Origin of the sequence: Streptomyces sp. NBC_00454 (genome assembly GCF_041434015.1) — a bacterium.
GTDB lineage: Bacteria > Actinomycetota > Actinomycetes > Streptomycetales > Streptomycetaceae > Streptomyces.
In genome coordinates, this window is record NZ_CP107907.1 from 4,596,861 (window position 1) to 4,620,038 (window position 23,178).

The following is a 23,178-nucleotide window of genomic DNA, read 5'->3' on the forward strand; positions in this document are numbered from 1 at the left end:
CGGCCCGGCCGTCAAGCCCCGCGCCCCCGCCACGGCAGCTCGGCGGTAACAGTGGTCCCCGCCCCCTCCGGGGACTCCACCACCAGTACCCCGTCCACCGCGCCCAGCCGCTCCGCCAGCCCCGCCAGTCCCGACCCGGCCAGGGCAGAGGCTCCGCCGCGCCCGTCGTCCGACACCCGGATCAGCAGCCGCCGGTCCGAACGCCACACCTCCACCGACGCCACCCGTGCCTGCGGACCCGCGTGCTTGCTCACGTTCTGCAGCAGCTCCGACACCACGAAGTACGCGATCCCCTCGATCGCCTCCGCCGGCCGCGCCGGCAGGTCCACCGACACCTTCACGGGAACCAGGCACCGCGAGGCCACCGAGGACAGCGCCGCGTCCAGACCCCGGTCGGTGAGCACCGCCGGGTGGATACCCCGGGCCAGGTCACGGAGCTCCTGGAGGGCCAGCTTCACCTCGCCGTGCGCCTCGTCGACCATCGCCGCCGCCCCCTCGGGGTCCTCCAGCAGCTTCTCCTTGGCCAGGCCCAGCCCCATCGCCAGCGCCACCAGCCGCGCCTGCGCCCCGTCGTGGAGGTCCCGCTCGATGCGCCGCAGGTCGGCGGCCGCTGTGTCCACCACGACTCCCCGGTCGGACTCCAGCTCCGCGATCCGCCGCTCCAGTTCGTCGGACGGGGACAGCAGGCCCCGTACCATCGCCCGGTCCACGTTCGCGAGCCCCCGGGCCACCCACGGAAGCACCGGCCACAGCACGAACAGCCCGGTCAGCGCCACGGTGAAGGTGAGCACCGCCCACGGCAGCCGCACCAGCTCGAACAGGACGGTCCGCCACGCCACCGCGTCCTTCAGGCTCGCCCACAGCCAGGGGAAGAACCCGCCGGCGCGCCCCGGTCCGGGCATCGGGGTCGGCTCGTCGACCCGTACGCCCAGGAGCGCGCGGGCCCGTACCCGCTCCACCCGTCCCAGCTGGCGAGACACGAACAGACCACATGCGAACAGCGGAAGTCCGATCGCCGTCACCGACAGACCGCCCGCCACGGACACCATGACAACCGTGTAAACAAACCCGATGAGGGCCATGGGGAAATTGGTCAGCAAGTACGCGATTTCCTTCCACGTCACGGCATCGAAGGCCGCGCGCACGGAAGGGGGACGGGGGTCGTCGGAGGTGTGATCGGTGGCGGTCATGCGGCACAGACTGCCAAGTGGGAGCGCCCGATGCCATGGGGCAGCCGGGCCGAGGTAAACGGGGGATAACCCCACCCTGTGGGGGCCAGGCCCTAGACTCCCGTCCGTACCAGATCAACCTGATCGTCGACAGTGGCCGAGGAACGAGGAAACGGACGTGCCCGAACCAACGGTATCGACCGTATCCGTGCTCGCCGCGGACTACTTCCGGACGTATTCGGTCGTCGGCCTCCTGGCCGCGCTCGGCGTGCTCTTCGTGGCGGTGGCCTTCGGCGCCAACCGCCTGCTGAGCCCCGTCGTCCCGACCCGCGAGAAGCTGCTGACGTACGAATGCGGCGTGGACCCGGTGGGCGAGGGCTGGGCTCACACCCAGGTCCGCTACTACGTCTACGCGTTCCTCTACGTCATCTTCGCCGTCGACTCGATCTTCCTCTTCCCGTGGGCGACGGTCTTCGCCGCCGCCGGTTACGGCGCCACGACGCTGGTGGAGATGTTCATCTTCCTCGGCTTCCTGGCCGTCGGCCTGCTCTACGCGTACAAGAAGGGCGTCCTCGAATGGCTGTGACACCGGCTGGTACCCCGGCCGTGCCGTCGGAGCCGCAGCTGCTCCCGGAACCGAAGCGCCTGGGAGTCCTCTCCCGCCTCGCGCCCGAGCCCATGAAGGTGGTCCTCAACTGGGGCCGCCGCTACAGCCTGTGGGTCTTCAACTTCGGCCTCGCCTGCTGCGCGATCGAGTTCATCGCCGCGTCGATGGCCCGTCACGACTTCATCCGGCTCGGCGTCATCCCCTTCGCGCCCGGCCCGCGCCAGGCGGACCTCATGATCGTCTCCGGCACGGTGACGGACAAGATGGCCCCGGCCGTCAAGCGGCTCTACGAGCAGATGCCCGAGCCCAAGTACGTCATCTCCTTCGGCGCCTGCTCCAACTGCGGCGGCCCGTACTGGGACTCGTACTCGGTGACCAAGGGCGTCGACCAGATCATCCCCGTCGACGTCTACGTCCCCGGCTGCCCGCCCCGCCCCGAAGCGCTGCTCCAGGGCATCCTCAAACTCCAGGAGAAGATCGCCCGCGAATCGCTGGCGGAGCGCTACGCGACCACGGCCGCGCCGACGCCCGCGCAGCTCACCAGCGGCCTGATCACCCCTCCGCCCACCCCGGGGGCGGGCGCGTGAACCTCTACGACTCCCTCCCGGACGCGGCCGGAACGATCTTCGGTGCCGAAGCCGTCGCCACGTACGCCCACTCCCTCCTCACGGTCGACGTCCCCACCGCGAGCTGGATCCCCGCGCTGGAGATCGCCCGCGACAAGCTGGGCTGCACCTACTTCGACTGGCTGAGCGCGGTCGACGAGCCGGGCACCGGCTTCCGGGTCTGCGCCCACGTGGTCTCCCTGGAGAACCACCGCGTACGCCGCCTCCTGCTGCGGACCACCGTCCCCCACTCGGCACCCTCCCTGCCCTCGGCCGTGCCGATCTACGCGGGCACCGAATGGCACGAGCGCGAGACCTTCGAGATGTTCGGCATCGTCTTCACCGACCACCCGAACCTGGTCCCGCTCCTCCTCCCCGAGAACTTCGAAGGCCACCCGCTGCGCAAGGACTTCGTCCTCGCGGCGCGCGTCGCCAAGGCCTGGCCGGGCGCCAAGGAGCCGGGCGAGGCCCATGACCCCGATGCTCCGAAGCGCCGCCAGATGCTCCCGCCGGGCGTGCCGGACCCCAACGACTGGGGCCCGATGAAGGGCCAGCTCCCGCCGGCCCCGGCCCGCCCCGCCCGCACCCCGCGCGCGGCCGGAACCACAGCCGGAGCCGCGGGCGAGCGCCCGGTCCGCGCCCCGCGCGAGGGCGCCCCGGTGCGCCGCACCCGCTCGGTCGGCGAAGGCTCGGCCAGCCAGGCGGCCACCACCCCCGCCGACACCGCGGCCGCCACCCCGGCCGATGCGACGGCCACCGGCCCGGCCGACGCGGCGACCACCGGCCCGGCCGACGCGGCGCGCCCGGTGCGGCGCAGCCGCTCGGCCTCCGAAGGCTCGGCGAGCCAGGCGGCTCCGGCTGCGGCCCCTGCCTCGGCTGCGGCCCCTGCCTCGGCTCCGGCCTCGGCTCCGGCGGACGCCGAGGCCCCCGCTCCGGCTCCGGCTCCGGCTCCGGCGGAGCCGGGCTCCGGCCCGGCCGCCACCGGGCGCCCCCCGCGGCGTACCCGCTCGGCCTCCGAGGGCTCGGCGAGCCAGGCGGCCGACGCGGCCGAGCCCACCGCCGCCGACGCGACCGGTTCCGCGCCGGAGTCGCCCAGGCGGCCCGCTGCCCGGAGCACGGACGCACCCTGGCACGACCCGAAGCCCGCCTTCGAGGAACCTCCGGCGCCTCCCGCCGCGCCGAACGCTCCGGCTGAACCGGCCACTTCGGCCGAGCCCGCCGCCCCGGCTGAACCGACCGCTCCGGCGACCCCGGCCCAACCGGCTGAGCCCGGCGCTCCGGCGACCACGGCTGAACCCGCCACCCCGGCCGAACCCGCGACTCCGACCGAGCCCGGCGCTCCGGCTGCCCCGGCCGACCCCGTCGGCACGGCCGATCCCGCTGCCCCCGTCGACCCCGTCGACCCCGCCGAGACCGACGGCGACCCGACCACAGACCCCACCGGAGGCACCGCGTGAACGACGTCCTCGACGTCGGCCTTCGGCTGCTCATCGTCTTCGCCGTGTTCCTCGTGCTCCCGCTCGTCGTCGGGCAGACCGAGCACAAGGTGATGGCCCACATGCAGGGCCGCCTCGGCCCCATGTACGCCGGTGGGTTCCACGGCTGGGCCCAGCTCGTCGCCGACGGGGTGAAGTTCGTACAGAAGGAAGACATCGTCCCGGCCAACGCCGACCGCCGTGTCTTCCAGCTCGCCCCCGCCGTCGCCCTCCTCCCGTACCTCCTCGTCCTCCTCGTCATCCCGATCGGCCCCGGCGAGGGCGCCGTCGGCCAGGTCATCGACGCCGGGCTCTTCTTCGCGCTCGCCGTCATGGGCGTCGGAGTGCTCGGCTCGCTCATGGCCGGCTGGGCCTCCGCGAACAAGTTCTCCCTCCTCGGAGGCCTCCGTACCGCCGCGCAGCTGCTCGCCTACGAGCTCCCCATGCTGCTCGCCGCCGCCTCGGTCGCCATGGCCGCCGGCACGGTCTCGCTGCCCGGCATCGTCGAGGCCTTCGAGTGGTGGTGGCTGCCCTGGCAGGTCGTCGGCGGGCTGGTCTTCTTCACCGCCGGCCTCGCCGAACTCCAGCGGCCCCCCTTCGACATGCCCGTCGCCGACTCCGAGATCATCTTCGGCGCGTACACCGAGTACACCGGCCTGCGCTTCGCGCTGTTCCTGCTCGCCGAGTACGCCGGCATCGTGGTCCTCGCCGCCCTGACCACCGTTCTCTTCCTCGGTGGCTGGCACGGCCCCTTCGGCGGCGACGGCTCCGGCTGGGTCTGGACCCTGCTCAAGATCGCGGCGCTCTCCTTCGTGGTGATCTGGCTCCGCGTGAGCTACCCCCGGCTCCGCGAGGACCAGTTGCAGAAGCTCGCCTGGACCGTACTCATCCCGCTCGCGCTCGCCCAGATCGCGCTCACCGGCATCGTGAAGGTGGCGATCCAGTAAATGCCCCCCATCCCCGGATCAGGCCTCGCCAAGGGCCTGGCCGTCACGCTGCGCACGATGACGAAGCGTTCGCACACCGCCCAGTACCCCGAGGTGCAGCCCGAACTCCCGCCGCGCTCGCGCGGGGTCATCGGCCTGTTCGAGGAGAACTGCACGGTCTGCATGCTCTGCGCGCGCGAATGCCCCGACTGGTGCATCTACATCGACTCCCACAAGGAGACGGTCCCGGCCGCCGCCCCCGGCGGGCGTGAGCGCAGCCGCAACGTCCTCGACCGCTTCGCCATCGACTTCTCCCTCTGCATGTACTGCGGCATCTGCATCGAGGTGTGCCCCTTCGACGCGCTCTTCTGGTCGCCGGAGTTCGAGTACGCCGAGACGGACATCCATGAGCTCACCCACGAGCGCGACAAGCTGCGCGAGTGGATGTGGACCGTGCCGGCCCCGCCCGCCCTGGACCCGGCAGCCGAGGAGCCCAAGGAGATCGCCGCGGCCCGCAAGGCCGTGGAGAAGGCCGAGGTAGCCGCGGCCGCGGCCACCGCCCCGGCCCCGCCCGCCACGGGCACCTACCCCGCCGCCCCCGGCCCGGGCACGCCGACCCTCGCCCCCGCCCCGGCCGAGCGGGCCGCCGAATCGGGCCCGGGTACGCCCGCCGCGCCTGCGCCCGCCGCGCCCGACGACGCGGCGCCCGCAGGCGAATCCACCACCCCCTTGCCCCCGACCACCCCGGAGGGAGACGCGTGACCGCCGCCACTCTCGCAGCCGCCGCACAAGGCACCGGCTTCCTCTCCCCGACCGGCGTCGAGATCGCCTTCGTCCTCGTCGGCCTCGCCACCCTCGGCGCGGCCCTCGTCACGGTCACCACCAAGCAGCTCGTGCACGCCGCCCTGTGGCTGGTCGTCGCGCTCGGCGGGGTCGCGATCGAGTACCTGCTGCTGACCGCGGAGTTCATCGCCTGGGTCCAGGTGCTGATCTACCTCGGTTCCGTGGTCGTCCTCCTCCTCTTCGGGCTGATGCTCACCAAGGCGCCCATCGGCCGCTCCCCGGACGCCGACTCCGGCAACCGCCCGGTCGCGATCGGCGTCGCCGCCGCCGCGGCCGTCGCGCTCGTCTGGGTGGTCGTCGACGCCTTCCGCACCACCTGGATCGACCTCGACGGCCCCGTCCAGGGCTCCACCAAGGTCACCGGCGAGATCCTCTTCCGGCACTGGGTGCTGCCCTTCGAGGCGCTCTCGGTCCTCCTCCTCGCAGCCCTGATCGGCGCCATCGTGCTCTCCCGCAAGACCGACGCGGCCGACGCCGCGACCGAAGCGCCGGGCGCCACCGGCACGACGGACAAGACGAAGGGGCAGCGCTGATGCACCTCGCCTACCCCGCCGTACTGGCGGCCCTCCTTTTCGCCACGGGCCTGTACGGAGTGCTCGCCCGCCGCAACGCCATCCTGGTCCTGATGTCCGTCGAGCTGATGCTCAACGCCGTCAACCTCAACCTGGTGGCCTTCGACGTCTGGCTGCGCGACACCCTGCACGCCGGCCAGGCCCTCACCCTCTTCACCATCGCCATCGCCGCCGCCGAGATCGGCATCGGCCTCGCGATCGTGCTGACGGTGTACCGCAACCGGGGCACCGCGGACGTCGACAAGCTGCGCGACACCGCCGAGGGCCACGAGCCGGACAGCACCGACAGCCGGGCGACGGGAGCCGCCGCGTGAACACGCCGACCCTTGCCGTACTCGTCCCCCTGCTGCCCTTCCTGGGCGCGCTCGCGGGACTGCTGCTCGGCCGCACCGCTCCCGGCTTCGTCAGGCCGCTCGCCGTCCTGCCGACGCTGGGCGCCGCCGTCCTGGCCGTCCTCGTGGCCTTCCGCCACGGCGGCGGCAAGGCAATCGACACGGCGACCGAGCTGACCCCGACCGGCTCGGTGCCGATCGAGCTCTCGCTCCACCTCGACGGCTTCGCGGTGCTGGTGGCCGTCCTGGTCGGGGCCGTCGCCACCTGCGTACAGATCTACTCGATGGCGTACCTGCGCGAAGACCCGCGCTACCCGTCCTACGCCGCTCTGGTCTCACTGTTCACCTCCGCCATGCTGCTCGTCGTCTACTCCGGCGACCTGATGGTGCTGCTGGTCGGCTGGGAGATCATGGGCATCTGCTCGTACTTCCTGGTCGGGCACTACTGGGAGACCGAGGCGGCCCGCTCCGCCTCCCTGAAGGCCTTCCTCGTCACCAAGCTCGGCGACGTCCCCTTCCTCATCGGCCTGTTCGCGCTCGCCGCCGACGCCGGTTCCTTCCGGATCACGAAGATCCTGGGCACCGTCGCCGCGGGCGGGCTCGACCACCCGACGCTGATCGCGCTGCTCCTGCTGGCCGGAGTCGCGGGCAAGTCCGCGCAGTTCCCGCTGCACACCTGGCTCCCCGACGCCATGGCGGGCCCCACCCCGGTCTCTGCGCTGATCCACGCCGCGACGATGGTCGCGGCCGGCATCTACTTCATCGCCCGTCTCCTCCCCGTCTTCGCGGCCTCCCGGGCCGCGCTGGTGGTCATGGCCGTCATGGCGGCCGTGACGATGGTCGGCTCGGCCCTCGCCGCCCTGGCGCAGGACGACATCAAGCGGGTGCTCGCCTACTCCACGATCGGCCAGCTCGGCTACATGACCGGGGCCCTGGCCGTCGGCGACCGCTCGGCCGCCGTCTTCCACCTCCTGTCCCACGGCGCCTTCAAGGCGCTCCTGTTCCTCGGGGCCGGCGTGATCATCCACGCCGCCGGTACGAACTCCCTCGCCGCCATGTCCCGGATGGACGGCCTGGCCAAGCGCATCCCGGACGCCTTCTGGACGATGACGATCGCGCTGCTCGCGCTCGCCGCCATCCCGCCCTTCGCAGGCTTCTTCTCCAAGGAAGCCGTCCTCGTCGCCGCCGAGCACACCGCCGGCGGCCACTCGGAGCTCGCCCCGAGCGCGGCCGGCTGGGTGGTCCTCGTCGCCGGCGTGCTGACCGCCCTGCTCACCGCCGCCTACGCCACCCGGCTGTGGCTGATGGCCTTCCGCGGCCGGGGCGCGGCCGCCCCCGACCACGGCAGGGAGCCCGTCGCGATGACCGGCGTGCTGTGGCTGCTGGCGATCCCGTCCGTCGGCTTCGGCCTGCTGGCCGGCCCGCTCGCCGACTTCTTCGAAGGCCGTGAGCTCACCCCGTCGCTGACGACCTCGGTCCTGGGCACGGGCGCGGCCGCCGTGGGCGCGGTCCTCACCTACGCCCTGTGGCAGCGAGCCGAGGCCAGGGCCGCCCTGGCCGGAGCGTCTGCCGCAGCCCCGGCCGGAGCTCCCTCCGGAGCCGCTGCCGGAGCCGCCGCCGCGGGCCCCGCCGGGGTGTCCGCGTCCGTCGCCGCCGCCGAATCCGCCGCCGAGAGCCCCGAAGTCGGCCAGGTCACCCACGACCACCCGGTCGTCCCGGCCGGCCCCGCCGCCGACCCCGGCCGCGCGCTGCTCGGGCCGCTGCACCGGCACGCCGCCGCGGGCTTCCACCTCGACGCCGTCTACGACCGGCTGTTCGTGCGCCCCGTCCGAGCCGCCGCAGGCCTCGTACGCTTCCTCGACCGCGAGGTGGTGGACAGTTACGTCCGCGGCGCGGGCATCGGCCCCCGGCTGCTCGGCGGCCTCGTACGCCGAGCCCAGACCGGCAACGTGCAGAGCTACCTGAGCGCCCTGCTCGCCGGTGCCGTGGTCCTGGCGATCGCCACCGCCGTCCTCGCCAACGTCAACGCCGGATCGTGAGCCGTGAGTCAGCCGTGATTGATATCAGCCCGTCCGTGATGCAGTTCCTTCTGGCGTTCATCGTGGCCGCACCGCTCCTGGGCGCCGTAGCGGCCCTGCTGCCCGCCCCGCCCGGCCTCAAGGGCAAGAGCCCCGAACAGGCCGTGCTGCGCCACGGCGTGACCGTCACCGGAGTCATCCTTGCCGCGGCGATCGCCCTCGCCATCGGCTTCGACCACGACGCCCCGTCCCGCTTCCAGGCGACGACCGACATCAGCTGGATCCAGGCGCTGAACGTCCGGATCCACCTCGGCATCGACGGCATCTCGCTCCCCCTCCTCCTGATGACCGCGCTGCTCTTCTTCCTCTGCGCGCTCTACAGCTACTTCAAGCTCCCCGCGGGCCCCTCCGCGAAGGGCTTCGTCGCCCTGCTCCTGGTCCTGGAGTCCGGCACCCTCGCCACCTTCGCCGTCCTCGACCTGCTGCTGTTCTTCCTCGCCTTCGAGATGGTCCTCATCCCGATGTACTTCCTCATCGCCCGCTGGGGCGGCGCCCAGCGTCAGGCCGCGGCCTGGAAGTTCATCCTCTACACCCTCCTCGGCTCCGTGGTCATGCTGCTCGGTCTGCTGCTGATCGGACTGAACAGCGGCACTTTCGACATGGTGGCACTCGCCTCTGACAACGGCCGCGGACTGACCCACACCACCCAGATCCTGGCCGTCCTGGCCATCGGCACCGGCCTCGCCGTGAAGACCCCGATGTGGCCGCTGCACAGCTGGCTGCCGGACGCCCACACCGCCGCCCCCACCGTCGGATCCGTCCTCCTCGCGGGCGTCCTGCTGAAGATGGGCACGTACGGGTTCGTCCGGATCCTGCTGCCGGTCACCCCCGACGGCATGGCCACCTTCGCCCCCTACCTGGGCGCCTTCGCCGCCGTGGGGATCGTCTACGGGTCCCTGGCCTGCCTGGCGCTGGCCCGCAAGGGAAACAAGGGCGACCTCAAGCGCCTCATCGCGTACTCCTCCGTCGGCCACATGGGCTTCGTGCTGCTCGGCATCGCCTCCATGACCCCGACCGGAGTCAACGGCGCGCTGTTCGCGAACGTCGCCCACGGCCTGATCACCGGCCTCCTCTTCTTCCTGGTCGGCGCCCTGAAGGACCGCTACGGCACCGCCGACCTCGACACCCTCGCCGGAGCCACCGGTGCCGCCCTCTACGGCCGCGCCCCCCGCTTCGGCGCCTTCCTCGCCTTCGCCGCCGTGGCCTCCCTCGGGCTGCCCGGTCTGGCCGGGTTCTGGGGCGAGATGCTCGCCCTGTTCGGCGCGTTCGACCCCGCCGAGGGGCTGCCCCGGCCCGCGTTCCTCACGTACATGGCCGTCGGCGCGTTCGGCACGCTGCTCACCGCCGCCTATCTTCTGATCGTCGTACGGCGGGTGTGCATGGGCGACCCGGAGGCCGTCCGCGCGGAAGGCACCGCCCCGGCGGCCCTCGCGGACATCCAGCGCTACGAGTTCGCCGCCTGGACCCCGCTCGTCGCCCTCACCGTCCTCGCCGGCCTGTGGCCCGCGGTCCTCCTCGGCCTCACCGATCCGGCCGTCCAGAAGCTCCTCGCGGGAGGGAACTCATGACGGTCCTTCGCCCCATCTCCAGCACTGTCATCGCCGCGGCCGACACCCCCGGCCTGGCCCAGTCCGTCGACTGGCTCGCCATCGCGCCCGTGGTCATCACCGCGGCCGTCGGCCTGATCGTCCTGGTCGCCGACCTCTTCGTACCCGAGCGCCGCAAGCCGCTGCTCGGCTGGATCTCCGTCGCCGGACTGGCCGCCGCGACCGCCACCCTGCTGCCGCTGCGCGCGGGCGACCGTACGACCTTCTGCCTCACCGGACCCGGCACCGCCGACCCCGGCTCGTGCAGCTACGCCGCCGACCACTTCGCGCTGGTCGTCCAGTTCCTCGTCCTGGGCGGCGCCCTGGTCACCGCCCTGCTGTCGCTCACCACCGTCCGCGAAGCCCGCATGCCGGCCGGCGAGTACTGGTTCCTGCTGCTCTCCTCCGCCGCCGGCGCGGCCCTGCTGCCCGCCTCCCGCGACCTCGCCACCCTGATCGTCGCCCTCGAAGTCGCCTCGCTGCCCGCCTTCGCCCTCGTCGGCATGCGCCGCGGCGACCGGCTCTCCTCCGAGGCCGCCCTCAAGTTCTTCCTGTCCTCGGTCACCGCCACCGCCGTGTCGCTGATGGGCGTCAGCTTCGTCTACGCCGCCACCGGCTCCCTCCACCTCGACCAGGTCGCCGACGGGCTCGAACACGTTCCCGGGCAGCTCGACACCCTCGCCATGGCCGGCGTCGCGCTCACCCTCGTCGGCTTCGCCTTCAAGACCGCCGCCGTCCCCTTCCACTTCTGGGTCCCGGACACCTACGTCGGCGCGCCGCTGCCCGTCGCCGGATACCTCTCGGTCATCGGCAAGGCCGTCGGCTTCACCGGCCTCATCCTCGTCACCGTGATCGCGTTCCCCGCCTACTCCGACGTCTGGGGCCCGGCCCTCGCCGTCCTCGCCGCGCTCACCATGACCCTGGGCAACGCCGCCGCGCTGCGCCAGTCCGCCGACCGCCCGAACGGCGCCGTACGGCTGCTCGCCTGGTCCTCGGTCGGACAGGCCGGCTACCTGCTGGTCCCGATCGCCGCCGCCGCGTACGCCGGGCGCGACCAGATCGGCTCCACCGTCGCCTACGCCCTCATGTACGCGGCCGTGAACCTCGGCGCCTTCGCCGTGGCCGCCCTGGTGGCCCGCACGAAGCCCCTGCACCGGCTCGCCGACTACCGGGGCCTGTACGCCGAGCGCCCGCTCGCCGCCCTCGCGCTGGCCTTCTTCCTGCTCTGCCTCGCCGGTCTGCCGCCGGGCATCATCGGGCTGTTCGCGAAGGTCACCGTCTTCCGGTCGGCCGTCGACGCGGGGCTGGGCTGGCTCGCCGTGGTCATGGCCGTCAACGTGGTCGTCGCCCTGTACTACTACCTGCGCTGGACGGCCCTGCTCTTCCGCACCCCGGAGGGGGCCGCCGCGCAGGAGGGCGCGAAGCCCCGTACGGGGACGCCGTGGCCGGTCACCGCCGCCATCGTGCTCACCGCGGCCACCGCCCTGGTCCTCTCGGGCGCCCCCCAGCTGGTCCTGCGCTTCGCCACGGGCAGCCTCTTCCCGCTGTAGCCCGCGTACGCCCGTAACCCGTACGGCCCAACACCCGCCGCGCCCGCCACGGCCCCCGCCGCCCGCTCCACCGGGGCCGTCGCGGGCCGGGAACCTGCCGTGCTCACCTGGCGTTGACCAGGAAGGGAGGGTCCACTGGACCGTGGGCCCTCAGACAGACAGATCCTCGACCGGGGGCCCCTGCCGTACCACTTGGAGGGCGTACCGTGCACCGCCGGCACAACGGGCTGAAGACCGCCGTACTCCTCGGCGGTCTGTCCGCACTCATCATCGTCATCGGAAGCTTCTTCGGCCGGGGCGGCCTGATCATCGCCGTCCTCGTCGCCCTCGGGACCAACGCGTACGCGTACTGGAACAGCGACAAGCTGGCTCTACGCGCGATGCGCGCCCGCCCCGTGAGCGAGTTCGAGGCACCCGAGCTCTACCGCATGGTGCGCGAGCTCTCCACGTCCGCGCGCCAGCCCATGCCCCGGCTCTACATCTCGCCGACCGAGGCCCCCAACGCCTTCGCCACCGGCCGCAACCCGCGCAACGCCGCGGTCTGCTGCACCGAGGGGATCCTGCGGATCCTCGACGAACGCGAACTGCGCGGGGTCATCGGCCACGAGCTGAGCCACGTGTACAACCGGGACATCCTCATCTCGTCGGTCGCGGGCGCCCTGGCCTCCGTGATCATGTTCCTGGTCAACTTCGCCTGGCTGATCCCCATCGGCCGCTCCAACGACGACGAGGGCCCCGGACTCTTCGGCATGCTGCTGATCATGATCCTGGGCCCGCTGGCCGCGTCCGTGATCCAGCTGGCCATCAGCCGCTCCCGCGAGTACGAGGCGGACGCCTCCGGGGCCCAGCTCACCGGGGACCCGCTCGCCCTGGCCAGCGCCCTGCGCAAACTGGACGCCGGCACCAAACAGCTCCCGCTTCCGGCCGAGCCGAGGCTGGAGACGGCGAGCCACATGATGATCGCCAACCCCTTCCGTCCGGGTGAGGGATTGTCCAAAATGTTTTCCACGCACCCTCCGATGGCCGAGCGCATCGCCCGGCTCGAACAGATGGCAGGCCGCAGTCAGTGAAGACCATCCTCAACCTCATCTGGCTCGTACTGAGCGGCATCTGGCTGTTCCTCGGCTACTGCCTGGCCGGCGTGATCCTCTGCATCACGATCATCGGCATCCCCTTCGGCATCGCCTCCTTCCGGATCGCGGTCTACGCGCTGTGGCCCTTCGGGTACACGACCGTCGAACGGCGCGACTCCGGCACCGCCTCCTGCATCGGCAACGTCCTGTGGCTGATCCTGGCCGGCTGGTGGCTGGCGCTCGGGCACATCGTCACCGGCATCGCGCTGTGCGTCACGATCATCGGAATCCCGTTCGGCATCGCGAACTTCAAGATGGTCCCGCTGTCCCTGCTCCCGCTGGGCCGCGAGATCGTCCCGACGGACGCGCCCTTCGCCTCGCGCTGAGCCCGCTGACCGCCGGGGAAACCGGGCAAGCCCCGCGTCGGCCGCGGAACGCCCGGGGGCGGTTCGCCCGCTCGTATTAAAGTTCCGCGTTGCGGACGCGCGACACGAACGCGCGCCACGAACAACGGGCAGGGAAGAACCGATGTCGACTGAGCCCTCCACGAACCCGTCGGTCACGACGACCCTCTCGGTCGTCGTGCCGATGTACAACGAGGAGGACGCGCTGCCCGCCCTGGTCGCGAGGCTGCGCCCGGCACTCGACGGCATGGACATCGGCTACGAGGTCGTCGCCGTCGACGACGGCAGCAAGGACCGCACCGCGGAGCTCCTGACGGAGTTCCAGGTGAAATGGCCCGAGCTGCGCATCGTGCGGCTGCGCGGGAACTCCGGCCACCAGGCCGCCCTCACCGCGGGCCTGCACAGCGCGGTCGGGGCCTACGTGGCCAGCCTCGACGCGGACCTCCAGGACCCGCCGGAGAAGATCCCGGAGATGCTCGGCCTGGCCCGCCGGGACCACCTCGACATCGTCTACGGGGTCCGCGCGGACCGGAGCACCGACACCGGCTTCAAGCGGCGCTCGGCCGGCGCCTACTACTGGCTGGTGCGCCGCCTGGTCGGCAAACAGGTACCCGCCCAGGCGGGCGACTTCCGGCTGCTGAGCCGCGCCGCGGTCGAAGCGGTCAAGTCCATGCCCGACCAGCACCAGGTCTACCGCCTGCTGGTGCCGTGGCTCGGCTTCCCGAGTGGACAGGTCACCTACCAGCGCGAAGAGCGGGTGGCGGGCGAGACCAAGTACCCGCTGAGCAAGATGATCAGGCTCGGCCTCGACAGCGTCATCAACTTCTCCGCCGCGCCGCTGCGCCTGGCGACCTGGCTGGGCGTGGCCAGCTTCTTCGGCTGCCTGCTGATGGTGGGCGCCACCCTGGCGATCTACCTGTGCGGCAAGACCGTCCCCGGCTGGACCTCGCTGTTCATCATGATGCTCTTCCTCGGGGGCGTGCAGCTGATCTGCGTCGGCCTGCTCGGCGAGTACATCGGCCGCATCTACACGGCCGTCCAGCGCCGGCCCACCTTCTTCGTCGGGTACGACTCGGCGCACTCCGCGAGCGAGACCCCTGCGGAGGGGGAGAACGGCCGATAGCGGCCCAGAGCGGGTAAAACCGCAGGTCGGGGCGATTGTCAGTGGGGTCGGTCACTATGAGTGCATGGATGAGACCGAGCAGTTGCTGAAGCAAGTCGCCGGACGTGCGCACGGCTCGCGGCAGGGGTACGTGGGGCCCGAGGGACCGCTCCCGGAGCCCCTGGACGCCGGGGCGCTGAGCCGGGCCGAGGGCATACTCGGCTTCGCCCTGCCGCCGCTGCTCGCAGGGCTCTACACCCGCGTCGCGAACGGCGGCTTCGGCCCCGAGTTCGGTCTGATGCCGCTGGAGCAGAGCGTCGCCGCGTACAGCTCCATGCGCACCTCCGCCTGGCGCTGGCCGGAGGGCGTGCTGCCGATAGCCGACTTCGGCTGCCACATGCAGGCCTGCGTGGACTGCCGGTCCGAATCCGCCCAGGTCCTGCTGTTCGAACCGAGCGCGGGCGAGCCCGATCTGGCCTGGTTCGTCGATGCGGCCAGCCTCGCCGACTGGCTGCGGGGCTGGCTCGACGGCACCGCCTGGTTCAGCGACGACTCGGGCGCGGGGGAGGAGTGGGACCTGGAGCTGACCCCGTGGGCCGAGTTCAGATCCCGGGTCTGAGCTGCTTGCGCACGCCGTAGGCCACCGCGCCCAGCGCCAGCACCGCGGCCCCCGTCACCGCCGACGCGGCGGGCAGCGCGCAGGCCAGCACCACACAGCCGGACAGCCCCGCCGCTGCCACGGCCCGGTCCTTGACACCTGAATCGAGAGTCCAGGCAGAAGCGTTCGCGATCGCGTAGTAGGCCAGCACGCCGAAGGAGGAGAAGCCGATCGCGCCCCGCAGATCGGTGGTGGCCGCGAGCACCGCCACCACCGCGCCCACTGCCAGCTCGGCGTGGTGCGGGACCTGATGCCGGGGATGCACGGCGGCCAGCACGCGCGGGAGATGGCCGTCCCGGGCCATCGCCAGGCCCGTCCGCGACACCCCGAGCACGAGGGCCAGCAGCGAGCCCAGCGCCGCCAGGGCCGCACCCGCCCGGACGACGGGAGTCAGTCCGGGCCACCCGGCCGCCCGCACGGCATCGGCCAGCGGAGCCGCCGAGCCCGCCAGGCCGTCGGCGCCGAGCACCGACAGCGCCGCCACCGTGACCGCGGCGTACACGAGCAGGGCGATCCCCAGCGCGAGGGGCACCGCCCGCGGGATCGTGCGTTCGGGATCGCGCACCTCCTCGCCCAGGGTGGTGATCCGGGCGTAGCCCGCGAAGGCGAAGAACAGCAGTCCGGCGCCCTGGAGCAGGCCCGGGACGACGGAGCCCCCGCCGCTGCGGCCACCGCCGCTCCAGTCCCCGCCGCCGAGCCGGGCCGCGTCGGCCGCGCCCGAGGTCAGGCAGACCACCACGACCCCGGCCAGCACGGCCAGTACCGCCGCCACGATCACCCGGGCGATCCGGGCCGACTTCTGCACCCCGCCGTAGCCCGCGGCGGTCAGTGCCACCACCGCCGCCACGGCCACCGCCCGCTCCCGGCCGGGCCACGCGTAGGCCCCGACGGTCAGGGCCATCGCCGCACAGGAGGCGGTCTTGCCGACGACGAAGCCCCAGCCCGCCAGATATCCCCAGAAGGGCCCGAGCCGCTCGCGCCCGTACACGTAGGTGCCGCCCGAGGAGGGGTAGCGGGCGGCCAGCCGCGCCGAGGAGCGCGCGTTGCAGTAGGCCACCAGGGCCGCCAGCGCGAGCGCCGCCAGGAGTGCTCCGCCGGCCGCGCGCGCCGCCGGGGCCAGCGCGGCGAAGATGCCGGCCCCGATCATCGCGCCGAGCCCGACGACGACCGCGTCGAAGACTCCCAGGGTGCGTTTCAGTTCGGTGCTCACGGGCGGAGGGTAGCCGGGCTAGATGACGCCTTCCCGGCCGGGGAGCGGCGTGCGGGCCCGTTCCCAGCCGTCGAGCGCGGTCAGGCAGGCATGGTCGAGGTGGCGCAGCCCGCTCAGGTCCAGGCGTACGGTGGAGCCGGGCGGCAGTTCGTCCAGCGCGTCCAGTTCGTCGAGGAGCTTGGGCAGCCGCAGGAAGCTGGCGTTGCCCAGGATCCGCACACACAGCTCCTCGCCCTCCCAGACCTTCTCGAGGTGCACGTGGGAGGTCTCCCAGGCCGCCTTGGCGATGGCGAGCCCCAGCCCGGCGAGGACCCCCTCGAAGAGGTTCGTGGCCACGACCGCCGAGGCCGTCGCCACCAGGACGACCGCCTCGCCCCGGTGCGTCCGCCACAGGGCGGCCACCTGGCGGGCCGGCAGCAGCTTCCAGCCGGCGTGCAGCAGCACCCCGGCCAGCGCGGCGATCGGGACGGACTCCAGCAGTCCGGGCACCGCCACGGCGAACAGCAGGAGCCAGCCGCCGTGCAGCACCCGGGAGGCCCGAGTGCGGGCGCCGGCCTCCACGTTGGCGGCGCTGCGCACGATGACGGCGGTCATCGGCAGCGCTCCGAGCATCCCGCAGAGGGTGTTCCCGACGCCCTGGGCGACCAGTTCGCGGTCGTAGTCGGTCCGGGCCCCGTCGTGCATGCGGTCCACGGCGGCCGCGCTGAAGAGCGTCTCTGCGGAGGCGATCAGCGCGAGGGCGATCACGGTGCCCGCGGCCCCGGCGGAGGCCAGCACCCCGAAGTCCCCCCAGGCGGGCGGCGAGACGGCCTGGAGGACCCCCGTCACCCGGACCCGTTCCACGGGCAGCCGCAGCACCACGGCCGCGCCGGTCGCGGCCGCCACACCGACGAGCGCCCCCGGCACCAGCCGCAGCCGGTCCGGCATCCGGCGCCAGGCCACCAGGACGGCGATGGTCCCGGCCCCGAGGGCCACGGCGGTCCAGTCGGCCCGCGCGGCCATCGATGCCGCGGCCGCCAGTTTCTCCAGGGTCCGCGCAGGGGCCTGCACGTCGGCCATGGCGTACAGCTGACCGGCGATCAGGACGAGTCCGATGCCTGCGAGCATCCCGTGCACGACGGCCACGGAGATCGCCCGGAACCACCGTCCGAGCCGCAGCACTCCCATGCACAGCTGCACCAGGCCGGCGGCCAGGACCAGTACCCCGAGCGCGGGCATCCCGTAGGTCCGCACGGCCTCGTAGACGAGCACGGTGAGCCCCGCGGCCGGTCCGCTCACCTGGAGCGAACTCCCGCGGAACCAGCCGGTGACGAGCCCGCCCACCACGCCGGTGACGATGCCCAGCTCGGCCGGTACCCCCGATGCGACGGCCACCCCGACGCAGAGCGGTAGCGCGACCAGCGCGACGACGACGGACGCGCCGAAGTCCTCGCGCAACGTGCCGGTCCCAGGCATGCGGAAACCCCCCTGTCACGGCGGTGCTGGATTCACCTCAGCGTGACGGGCGCACCCGATGTTGCCCAAGTGCCCACGGGGGGCCGCGCAGGCGCGTACGCCGCTCACGCCCGGCACACACCCACCGGGCGCCCTCACCCCGCGAACGCCGCGGCCCGGCGGTCCTCGAAGGACCGCCGGGCCGGCGTACGGGCTGATCGCAGACCTGAGTCGGTGGTCAGCGGTAGTTGACGAACTGGATCGCGAAGTCGAAGTCCTTGCCCTTGAGCAGGGCCTGGACCTCCTGGAGGTCATCGCGGCTCTTGGAGCTGACGCGCAGCTCCTCGCCCTGGACCTGGGCCTTGACGGCCTTGGGGCCCTCGTCACGGATGATCTTCGCGACCTTCTTGGCGTTCTCCTGGGAGATGCCCTCCTCGATCGTCGCGAAGATCTTGTACTCCTTGCCGGACAGCTGCGGCTCACCGGCGTCGAGCGCCTTGAGGGAGATCCCGCGCTTGACCAGCTTGGTCTCGAAGACGTCCAGGACGGCCTTGACGCGCTCCTCGGAGTTGGCCTCCATCAGGATCTTCTCGCCGGACCAGGCGATGGTGGCGCCGGTGCCCTTGAAGTCGTAGCGCTGCGAGAGTTCCTTGGCGGCCTGGTTGAGGGCGTTGTCGACCTCCTGCCGCTCGACCTTCGAGACGATGTCGAAACTGGAGTCGGCCATGTGCTGTGGCTCCTTGAAGTCGGCTGTGACTGCCCCGAAGGGCGCGGCCGGACATCCCCGGCCCGCTCGGCAAAGCCTAGCCACCGCACCCAGGTGAGGTGCTGATCAATCCGGTGGCGAAGCACCCCCGGTCATCAGGTATCGTTTACGTCGTTGCCAGGGAGCGCCGCCGAAAGGCGGAAATAATGGCAACGTCTCTTGGCGGTGTGCCCGAGTGGCCAAAGGGAGCAGACTGTAAATCTGCCGGCTCAGCCTACCCAGGTTCGAACCCTGGCGCCGCCACGCGAGTGGAGCCCCCGTATTGCGGAAACGCGATACGGGGGCTTTATCGTTCCCCGGAAAGCCCGTGTCCACCGGCGCCGGTGCAGTGCATGATGTAGGCATGATCAGGATCAGCGGCCGAAAGGGCCATGGCGCGTAAGGCGCCTTCGCAGGTCCGGTCGGACCTGCCACGCCGGTCGTCCCGAGCGGACGGCCGAGCCGTCGTTCCGGGGGTCTCCTCGCGCACCCTCGCCGAGATCGCCCGCGTCGAACGTCATCGCTACGAGCCGGGCAGGGCCCATCGCGCGCTGTCCGCCTGGCGGGCCATGGTCTACCAGCGCGGACCGTGGGTGATCTACCCGGACTGGTACGGCGACTGCCCCTGCTGCGAACCCGCCTGGAGCGGCGATCCGCGGGAGACCCTGGACGCCTTCTGCCACGTACTGACCCGCCGGGCCGCGCGGGAGCTGCGGGCCGTGCTCGCGCCGCTCGACGCGCGGTTCCTCGCCCGCACGCTCCACGATCCGTACGCCCCGCCGGGGGACCCGTGGTGGCGCCGCAGGGTGGAGACGGCGTGAAGGGCCGGGCCGTGCGGCCGCGGCGTGACCCGATCGGGGGGATCAGGCGCACCGATGCCGGATCGCGTCGTTCACCGGGGGTGAAATTTACTTCTGACACGCGCGGAAAGGTCGGCGGCGGGGTGCTTCTCGCCCTGCTCGGGGCCGGGATCCCGGCCCTGGTCGGGGCGGCGCTGCACAGCCATGTGGGGAACCCCTACCAGGAGACCCGGCTCTACTTCGGCACCGAGCGGCCGGACGGACGGCCGCCAGTCGGGGAGCGGGAGTTCATGGGCTTCCTCGACCGGGAGATCACCCCCGCCTTCCCCGAGGGGCTCACCCTCCAGGACGGGCGCGGCCAGTGGCAGCGGGACGGGAAGGTCATCCGCGAGACCTCGTACGAGGTGGTGCTGCTGTATCCGGAGAAGGAGGCCGACGAGCGCGGCGAGCGCATCGAGCGGATCCGCAAGGCGTACGAGAAGCGGTTCCAGCAGGATTCGGTCGGGCGCTCCGACGACCAGCTGACCGCCGACTTCTGACGCGACGGTTTCTGACGCGGCCGGGTTCCGACAGGCCGGGTTCCGACAGGCTGGGGCCCGACCGGCCGGGTTCCGGCTGGCCGGGTCCCGGCTGAGGCGGTCCGGCCCGGCCGGGTCCCCGGGCCGGTCAGTTGCCCGCGACGTCCTTGACCGCCACCGCGACCGGGGTCGAGCCGGAGATCAGTTCCAGGGTGAGGCCCGCGGTCGCGGGCGTCTCGATCAGTTCCGCCAGCACCGCCGCCACGTCGTCGCGCGGGATCGGCCCGCGCCCCGTCCCGGCCTCCAGGCGGACCAGTCCCGTACCCGCGTCGTCGATCAGCGCCCCGGGGCGCAGGACCGTCCACTCCAGGCCCAGACGGGTGCGGAGGTGTTCGTCGGCCTCGCCCTTGGCGCGGAGGTAGGCGTCGAAGACCTCGTCGCCCCCGCGGTGCGGGTCCGCGCCCATCGAAGAGACCATCAGGAAGCGGCGTACCCGGGCCCGTTCGGCCGCGTCCGCGAACAGCACAGCCGCGCCCCGGTCCACCGTGTCCTTGCGTCCGGCTCCGCTGCCGGGACCCGCGCCGGCCGCGAACACCGCGGCGTCCGCACCCTGCAGGATGCCCGCCACGTGTTCGACCGACGCCGATTCCAGGTCGCACAGCACCGGTTCGGCGCCCGCCTCCCTGAGGTCGTCGCCCTGTGCCGGGTCGCGGATGATGCCCGCGACCTCGTACCCGCGCGCGGCGAGCAGGCGCTCCAGCCGCAGCGCGATCTGACCGTGTCCACCCGCGATGACGATGCGCATGTCCCGACCGTACGACGAGCCGGGCCGGGGCGCCCGGGAACATGCGGTGAACGCTCAGGGACCGGGCTCCATACGGCCCTGCCGGGGCAGGTCCAGGGCCACCGCGACGGCGGAGTCGCAGTACTCCCGTACGGCACTCGTCCGGGCTACCACCCGGCCGCGGTGGATCACGATCCGGCTGTACGCCAACGAGAGCACGCTCGCGATCCGGTCCCCGCGCACCGCGAGCAGCTCGGCGGGGAAACCGGCCTCCACCCGCACCTCCGGCAGCCCCATCGCCTCGCGGGCGGCCGCGCTGACCGAGTGGTAGGCCTCGGAGGCGCGCAGCCCGCCCTGGGAGGCCAGGAGGTACGCGGCTTCGAGCGGGTCCCCGCGGCCGACCGGGTTGCCGGTGTCCCGCAGCGCGCCGCTGCCGGCCGCGACGCGGACCCCGGCGCTGCGCAGCAGCCTGACGGGGGCGGTGCGCAGGCCGCGGCGTTCCAGGGCCGCGCAATCGCCCTGCGGCAGGCAGGTGACGCGCACTCCGGCCGCGGCCAGCTGGTCGGCGGCCCGGTGCGCCACGTCCAGCGGGAGCCGGGACAGGCCGCCGCAGGGGCCGATGGAGACGCCGGGCCGCAGCCCGCCGGCCATCGCCGCGAGCCGGGCCAGGCGGGCGGGGTCGTCCCCGTCGGTGTGCAGGTCCACGGGGCAGCCGTGCTCGGCCGCCAGCTCCAGTACGGCTTCGAGGAAGCCCGTCGGGTCGGGGTCGAGGTCGGGGCAGCCGCCGATGACGGAGGCGCCCATCTTCACGGCGTCCCGCAGCATGGCGAGTCCGTCGGCCCCGGCCACCCCGGTCAGCAGCCGGGGCACGGCGACGGTGGTGAGGTCGGTGAGCCCGCGCAGGGAGCGCCGGGCCTGGAGCACGGCTTCCATGGGGCCGATCCCGTGCACGTCGCCGATGCGCACGTGGGACCGTACGGCCGTGGCTCCGTGGCCGAGCTGGAGGAGCGCGGCCTCGGTGGCGCGGCGCTGGACCTCGTCGGGGGCGTAGGAGACGGGCCCTTCGCTGTCGGCGGTCAGGGCGGTGTCCCCGTGGGCGTGGGGCTCGGCGGGGGCGGGGAGCAGGAGGTAGCCGCCGAGGTCGACGCGGGAGCCCGCGGAGGCGGGCAGGCTGCCGACGGTGCCCACGGCCTGGATCCGGCTGCCGCCGAGGCGGACGTCGACGGTGCGGCCGTCGGTGAGGCGGGCTCCGGTGAGGAGGAGGGTGGTGGACTCGGCCGCCCCCGCGGGGCTCCCGTCGCCGGTCGGACCGCCCCGCGAGGAGTGGGACGGCTGCTGCTGCGGCTGGCTGTCGGACATCGCGCTCCTGCGGTGGCTCGGGCGGTTCCTGGGCCCGTGGCCGCAGCCTCGCGGCCCAAGATCACGCAGCGTGCTCAGAGCCTAGGGGGCGGGGGTGCCCGCTTCGCGGAAGAGGGCAATAGTCGTACCGGTGTGCCCGTGATGAGTCCGTGATGCGACAGCGATGTGACCCCGGACACTTTTCGGGGCGAAAAGCGTCTCCGGGGGTCCCGGGAAGGCGTTTCGGGCCGATCAAGAAACTCGGCGGGAGTGCTCCGAGGCCAGGCCCCGCAAAGGATTTGGGCGATCGGCGGACCACCGTGTAATGTCTTCCTCGCTCGCCCCAATAGCTCAGTCGGTAGAGCGTCTCCATGGTAAGGAGAAGGTCTGCGGTTCGATTCCGCATTGGGGCTCTGGTGAGAGAGGTTCCCCACCCTCGGGTGGGGAGCGGATCTCATCAAAGCGGCGTAGCTCAGTCGGTAGAGCAAGCGGCTCATAATCGCTGTGTCACCGGTTCAAGTCCGGTCGCCGCTACACACAGTAGCCGATTGCGGGGTCGGTCTCCCGATCGGCTACTCTTTTATGCGTTCATCCGTCCCTAATGTCCGTCAAGGAGCACTCACGTGGCTGCCACCGACGTCCGCCCGAAGATCACGCTGGCCTGCGTGGAGTGCAAGGAGCGGAACTACATCACCAAGAAGAACCGGCGTAACAACCCGGACCGTCTTGAGATGAAGAAGCACTGCCCGCGTTGCAACTCGCACACCGCGCACCGCGAGACCCGCTGACCCCAGCGAAGTCTCGTTTAACAGGCACCGTCACGAGGTCGTCCCCTTCATTTGGGGGGCGGCCTCGTGTCGTTTCACTAGGAGGTAGTGGGTCATGGCGCTCGACCAGTCCTTCGTGGGGCGGAGCTACCCGCCCACCGATCCGTACGAGGTCGGCCGGGAGAAGATCCGCGAATTCGCGGTGGCGGTGGGTGACACCAATCCCGTCTACACCGACCCCGATGCCGCCAAGGCCTTCGGTCACCTGGACGTGATCGCCCCGCCGACCTTTGTGTTCGCCATCACTTTCGCGGCGGCGAGCCAGGTCGTCGAGGACCCGCAGTTGGGGCTGGACTACAGCCGCGTCGTGCACCGCGACCAGAACTTCGCGTACGCGCGGCCCGTGCGGGCCGGTGACCGGCTGACGGTGACCTCGACCATCGAGTCGGTGAAGGTGCTCGCGGGCAACGACATCATCGACATCCGCGGCGAGGTCCACGACGAGAACGGCGAGCACGTGGTGACGGCCTGGACCAAGCTCGTCTCCCGCGCCCCGGAGCCCGAGGCCGATCCCGCCACCGCCGCCACCGAGGAGGCCTGAG

At 72.4% G+C, this 23,178-nt stretch carries 24 protein-coding genes and 3 tRNA genes; 21 read left to right on the forward strand and 6 right to left on the reverse strand.

Annotation, left to right across the window (positions count from 1 at the left end; genetic code table 11):
- Positions 1 to 11: 11 nt before the first annotated feature.
- A complete protein-coding gene (locus tag OHU74_RS21400) occupies positions 12 to 1,190 on the reverse strand; it encodes a sensor histidine kinase (protein ID WP_371617403.1) in 1,179 nt (392 codons plus the stop codon).
- Between the two features lie 157 nt (positions 1,191 to 1,347).
- Here OHU74_RS21400 and OHU74_RS21405 point away from each other — a divergent pair, with 157 nt between their 5' ends.
- The 14 genes from OHU74_RS21405 (at position 1,348) to OHU74_RS21470 (ending at position 14,941) form a co-directional block, all read left to right on the forward strand.
- Entirely contained in the window at positions 1,348 to 1,755 is a 408-nt protein-coding gene (locus OHU74_RS21405) for an NADH-quinone oxidoreductase subunit A (RefSeq protein ID WP_330298037.1), read from the forward strand.
- Entirely contained in the window at positions 1,746 to 2,363 is a 618-nt protein-coding gene (locus tag OHU74_RS21410; RefSeq protein WP_371617404.1) for an NADH-quinone oxidoreductase subunit B, read from the forward strand. The genes OHU74_RS21405 and OHU74_RS21410 overlap by 10 nt, the downstream gene beginning before the upstream one ends.
- The gene (locus OHU74_RS21415) at positions 2,360 to 3,838 is read left to right on the forward strand and encodes an NADH-quinone oxidoreductase subunit C (RefSeq protein ID WP_371617405.1); all 1,479 of its coding nucleotides are present in this window, start codon (positions 2,360 to 2,362) and stop codon (positions 3,836 to 3,838) included. The genes OHU74_RS21410 and OHU74_RS21415 overlap by 4 nt, the downstream gene beginning before the upstream one ends.
- On the forward strand, positions 3,835 to 4,803 hold the full coding sequence (locus OHU74_RS21420; RefSeq protein WP_330298040.1) for a complex I subunit 1 family protein: 969 nt from the start codon (positions 3,835 to 3,837) through the stop codon (positions 4,801 to 4,803). The genes OHU74_RS21415 and OHU74_RS21420 overlap by 4 nt, the downstream gene beginning before the upstream one ends.
- Positions 4,804 to 5,544 (forward strand): NADH-quinone oxidoreductase subunit I, encoded by a 741-nt coding sequence (locus OHU74_RS21425; RefSeq protein WP_371617406.1) that lies wholly within the window; start codon positions 4,804 to 4,806, stop codon positions 5,542 to 5,544. It abuts the gene before it with no gap.
- Entirely contained in the window at positions 5,541 to 6,158 is a 618-nt protein-coding gene (locus OHU74_RS21430) for an NADH-quinone oxidoreductase subunit J (RefSeq protein WP_371617407.1), read from the forward strand. The genes OHU74_RS21425 and OHU74_RS21430 overlap by 4 nt, the downstream gene beginning before the upstream one ends.
- The gene (gene nuoK / locus OHU74_RS21435) at positions 6,158 to 6,511 is read left to right on the forward strand and encodes an NADH-quinone oxidoreductase subunit NuoK (RefSeq protein ID WP_330298043.1); all 354 of its coding nucleotides are present in this window, start codon (positions 6,158 to 6,160) and stop codon (positions 6,509 to 6,511) included. Before OHU74_RS21430 ends, nuoK begins: the two co-directional genes overlap by 1 nt.
- Positions 6,508 to 8,568 carry an NADH-quinone oxidoreductase subunit L gene (locus OHU74_RS21440; protein ID WP_371617408.1) on the forward strand — a complete coding sequence of 687 codons (2,061 nt, stop codon included), beginning with the start codon at positions 6,508 to 6,510 and terminating at the stop codon, positions 8,566 to 8,568. The genes nuoK and OHU74_RS21440 overlap by 4 nt, the downstream gene beginning before the upstream one ends.
- Before the next feature lie 38 nt (positions 8,569 to 8,606).
- The gene (locus tag OHU74_RS21445; protein WP_371619756.1) at positions 8,607 to 10,175 is read left to right on the forward strand and encodes a NuoM family protein; all 1,569 of its coding nucleotides are present in this window, start codon (positions 8,607 to 8,609) and stop codon (positions 10,173 to 10,175) included.
- The gene (locus tag OHU74_RS21450) at positions 10,172 to 11,743 is read left to right on the forward strand and encodes an NADH-quinone oxidoreductase subunit N (protein ID WP_371617409.1); all 1,572 of its coding nucleotides are present in this window, start codon (positions 10,172 to 10,174) and stop codon (positions 11,741 to 11,743) included. The genes OHU74_RS21445 and OHU74_RS21450 overlap by 4 nt, the downstream gene beginning before the upstream one ends.
- A gap of 206 nt (positions 11,744 to 11,949) precedes the next feature.
- Positions 11,950 to 12,813, forward strand: coding sequence for a zinc metalloprotease HtpX (gene htpX / locus OHU74_RS21455; protein WP_371617410.1), 864 nt, complete (start codon positions 11,950 to 11,952; stop codon positions 12,811 to 12,813).
- On the forward strand, positions 12,810 to 13,202 hold the full coding sequence (locus OHU74_RS21460; RefSeq protein WP_330298047.1) for a YccF domain-containing protein: 393 nt from the start codon (positions 12,810 to 12,812) through the stop codon (positions 13,200 to 13,202). Before htpX ends, OHU74_RS21460 begins: the two co-directional genes overlap by 4 nt.
- 142 nt (positions 13,203 to 13,344) lie before the next feature.
- The gene (locus OHU74_RS21465; protein WP_371617411.1) at positions 13,345 to 14,343 is read left to right on the forward strand and encodes a glycosyltransferase family 2 protein; all 999 of its coding nucleotides are present in this window, start codon (positions 13,345 to 13,347) and stop codon (positions 14,341 to 14,343) included.
- Between the two features lie 64 nt (positions 14,344 to 14,407).
- On the forward strand, positions 14,408 to 14,941 hold the full coding sequence (locus tag OHU74_RS21470; protein ID WP_371617412.1) for an SMI1/KNR4 family protein: 534 nt from the start codon (positions 14,408 to 14,410) through the stop codon (positions 14,939 to 14,941).
- Here OHU74_RS21470 and OHU74_RS21475 read toward each other — a convergent pair.
- From OHU74_RS21475 to OHU74_RS21485, 3 genes are all read right to left on the reverse strand, one after another.
- Positions 14,925 to 16,190 (reverse strand): APC family permease, encoded by a 1,266-nt coding sequence (locus OHU74_RS21475; RefSeq protein ID WP_371617413.1) that lies wholly within the window; start codon positions 16,188 to 16,190, stop codon positions 14,925 to 14,927. The two genes, OHU74_RS21470 and OHU74_RS21475, sit on opposite strands and share 17 nt — an antisense overlap.
- 18 nt (positions 16,191 to 16,208) lie before the next feature.
- On the reverse strand, positions 16,209 to 17,645 hold the full coding sequence (locus tag OHU74_RS21480; RefSeq protein WP_371617414.1) for a SulP family inorganic anion transporter: 1,437 nt from the start codon (positions 17,643 to 17,645) through the stop codon (positions 16,209 to 16,211).
- 217 nt (positions 17,646 to 17,862) lie between these two features.
- Entirely contained in the window at positions 17,863 to 18,351 is a 489-nt protein-coding gene (locus OHU74_RS21485) for a YajQ family cyclic di-GMP-binding protein (RefSeq protein ID WP_371617415.1), read from the reverse strand.
- Positions 18,352 to 18,551: 200 nt separating this feature from the next.
- Here OHU74_RS21485 and OHU74_RS21490 point away from each other — a divergent pair.
- The 3 genes from OHU74_RS21490 to OHU74_RS21500 all read left to right on the forward strand — a co-directional run bounded on the left by OHU74_RS21490 (position 18,552) and on the right by OHU74_RS21500 (position 19,708).
- Positions 18,552 to 18,633, forward strand: a tRNA-Tyr gene (locus OHU74_RS21490).
- Positions 18,634 to 18,761: 128 nt separating this feature from the next.
- Complete coding sequence (locus OHU74_RS21495) at positions 18,762 to 19,190, forward strand: hypothetical protein (protein WP_371617416.1); 429 nt, start codon at positions 18,762 to 18,764, stop codon at positions 19,188 to 19,190.
- A 122-nt stretch (positions 19,191 to 19,312) separates the two neighbouring features.
- Positions 19,313 to 19,708 carry a DUF3574 domain-containing protein gene (locus OHU74_RS21500; RefSeq protein ID WP_371617417.1) on the forward strand — a complete coding sequence of 132 codons (396 nt, stop codon included), beginning with the start codon at positions 19,313 to 19,315 and terminating at the stop codon, positions 19,706 to 19,708.
- Positions 19,709 to 19,835: 127 nt separating this feature from the next.
- Here the strand turns inward: OHU74_RS21500 and OHU74_RS21505 are convergent, their stop codons facing one another.
- Both OHU74_RS21505 and OHU74_RS21510 read right to left on the reverse strand, forming a co-directional pair.
- On the reverse strand, positions 19,836 to 20,492 hold the full coding sequence (locus tag OHU74_RS21505) for an SDR family oxidoreductase (RefSeq protein ID WP_371617418.1): 657 nt from the start codon (positions 20,490 to 20,492) through the stop codon (positions 19,836 to 19,838).
- Positions 20,493 to 20,546: 54 nt separating this feature from the next.
- The gene (locus OHU74_RS21510; RefSeq protein WP_371617419.1) at positions 20,547 to 21,830 is read right to left on the reverse strand and encodes an amidohydrolase family protein; all 1,284 of its coding nucleotides are present in this window, start codon (positions 21,828 to 21,830) and stop codon (positions 20,547 to 20,549) included.
- A gap of 319 nt (positions 21,831 to 22,149) precedes the next feature.
- On the opposite strand from OHU74_RS21510, the gene OHU74_RS21515 reads away from it, so the two are divergent.
- From OHU74_RS21515 to OHU74_RS21530, 4 genes are all read left to right on the forward strand, one after another.
- A tRNA-Thr gene (locus OHU74_RS21515) sits at positions 22,150 to 22,222 on the forward strand.
- 48 nt (positions 22,223 to 22,270) lie between these two features.
- Positions 22,271 to 22,343 (forward strand) — tRNA-Met (locus tag OHU74_RS21520).
- 89 nt (positions 22,344 to 22,432) lie between these two features.
- Positions 22,433 to 22,597, forward strand: coding sequence for a 50S ribosomal protein L33 (rpmG, locus tag OHU74_RS21525; protein ID WP_003956487.1), 165 nt, complete (start codon positions 22,433 to 22,435; stop codon positions 22,595 to 22,597).
- 94 nt (positions 22,598 to 22,691) lie between these two features.
- Positions 22,692 to 23,177: a MaoC family dehydratase N-terminal domain-containing protein gene (locus OHU74_RS21530; RefSeq protein WP_371617420.1), complete on the forward strand. Its 486-nt coding sequence runs from the start codon at positions 22,692 to 22,694 to the stop codon at positions 23,175 to 23,177.
- The last annotated feature ends 1 nt before the right edge of the window (position 23,178 follow it).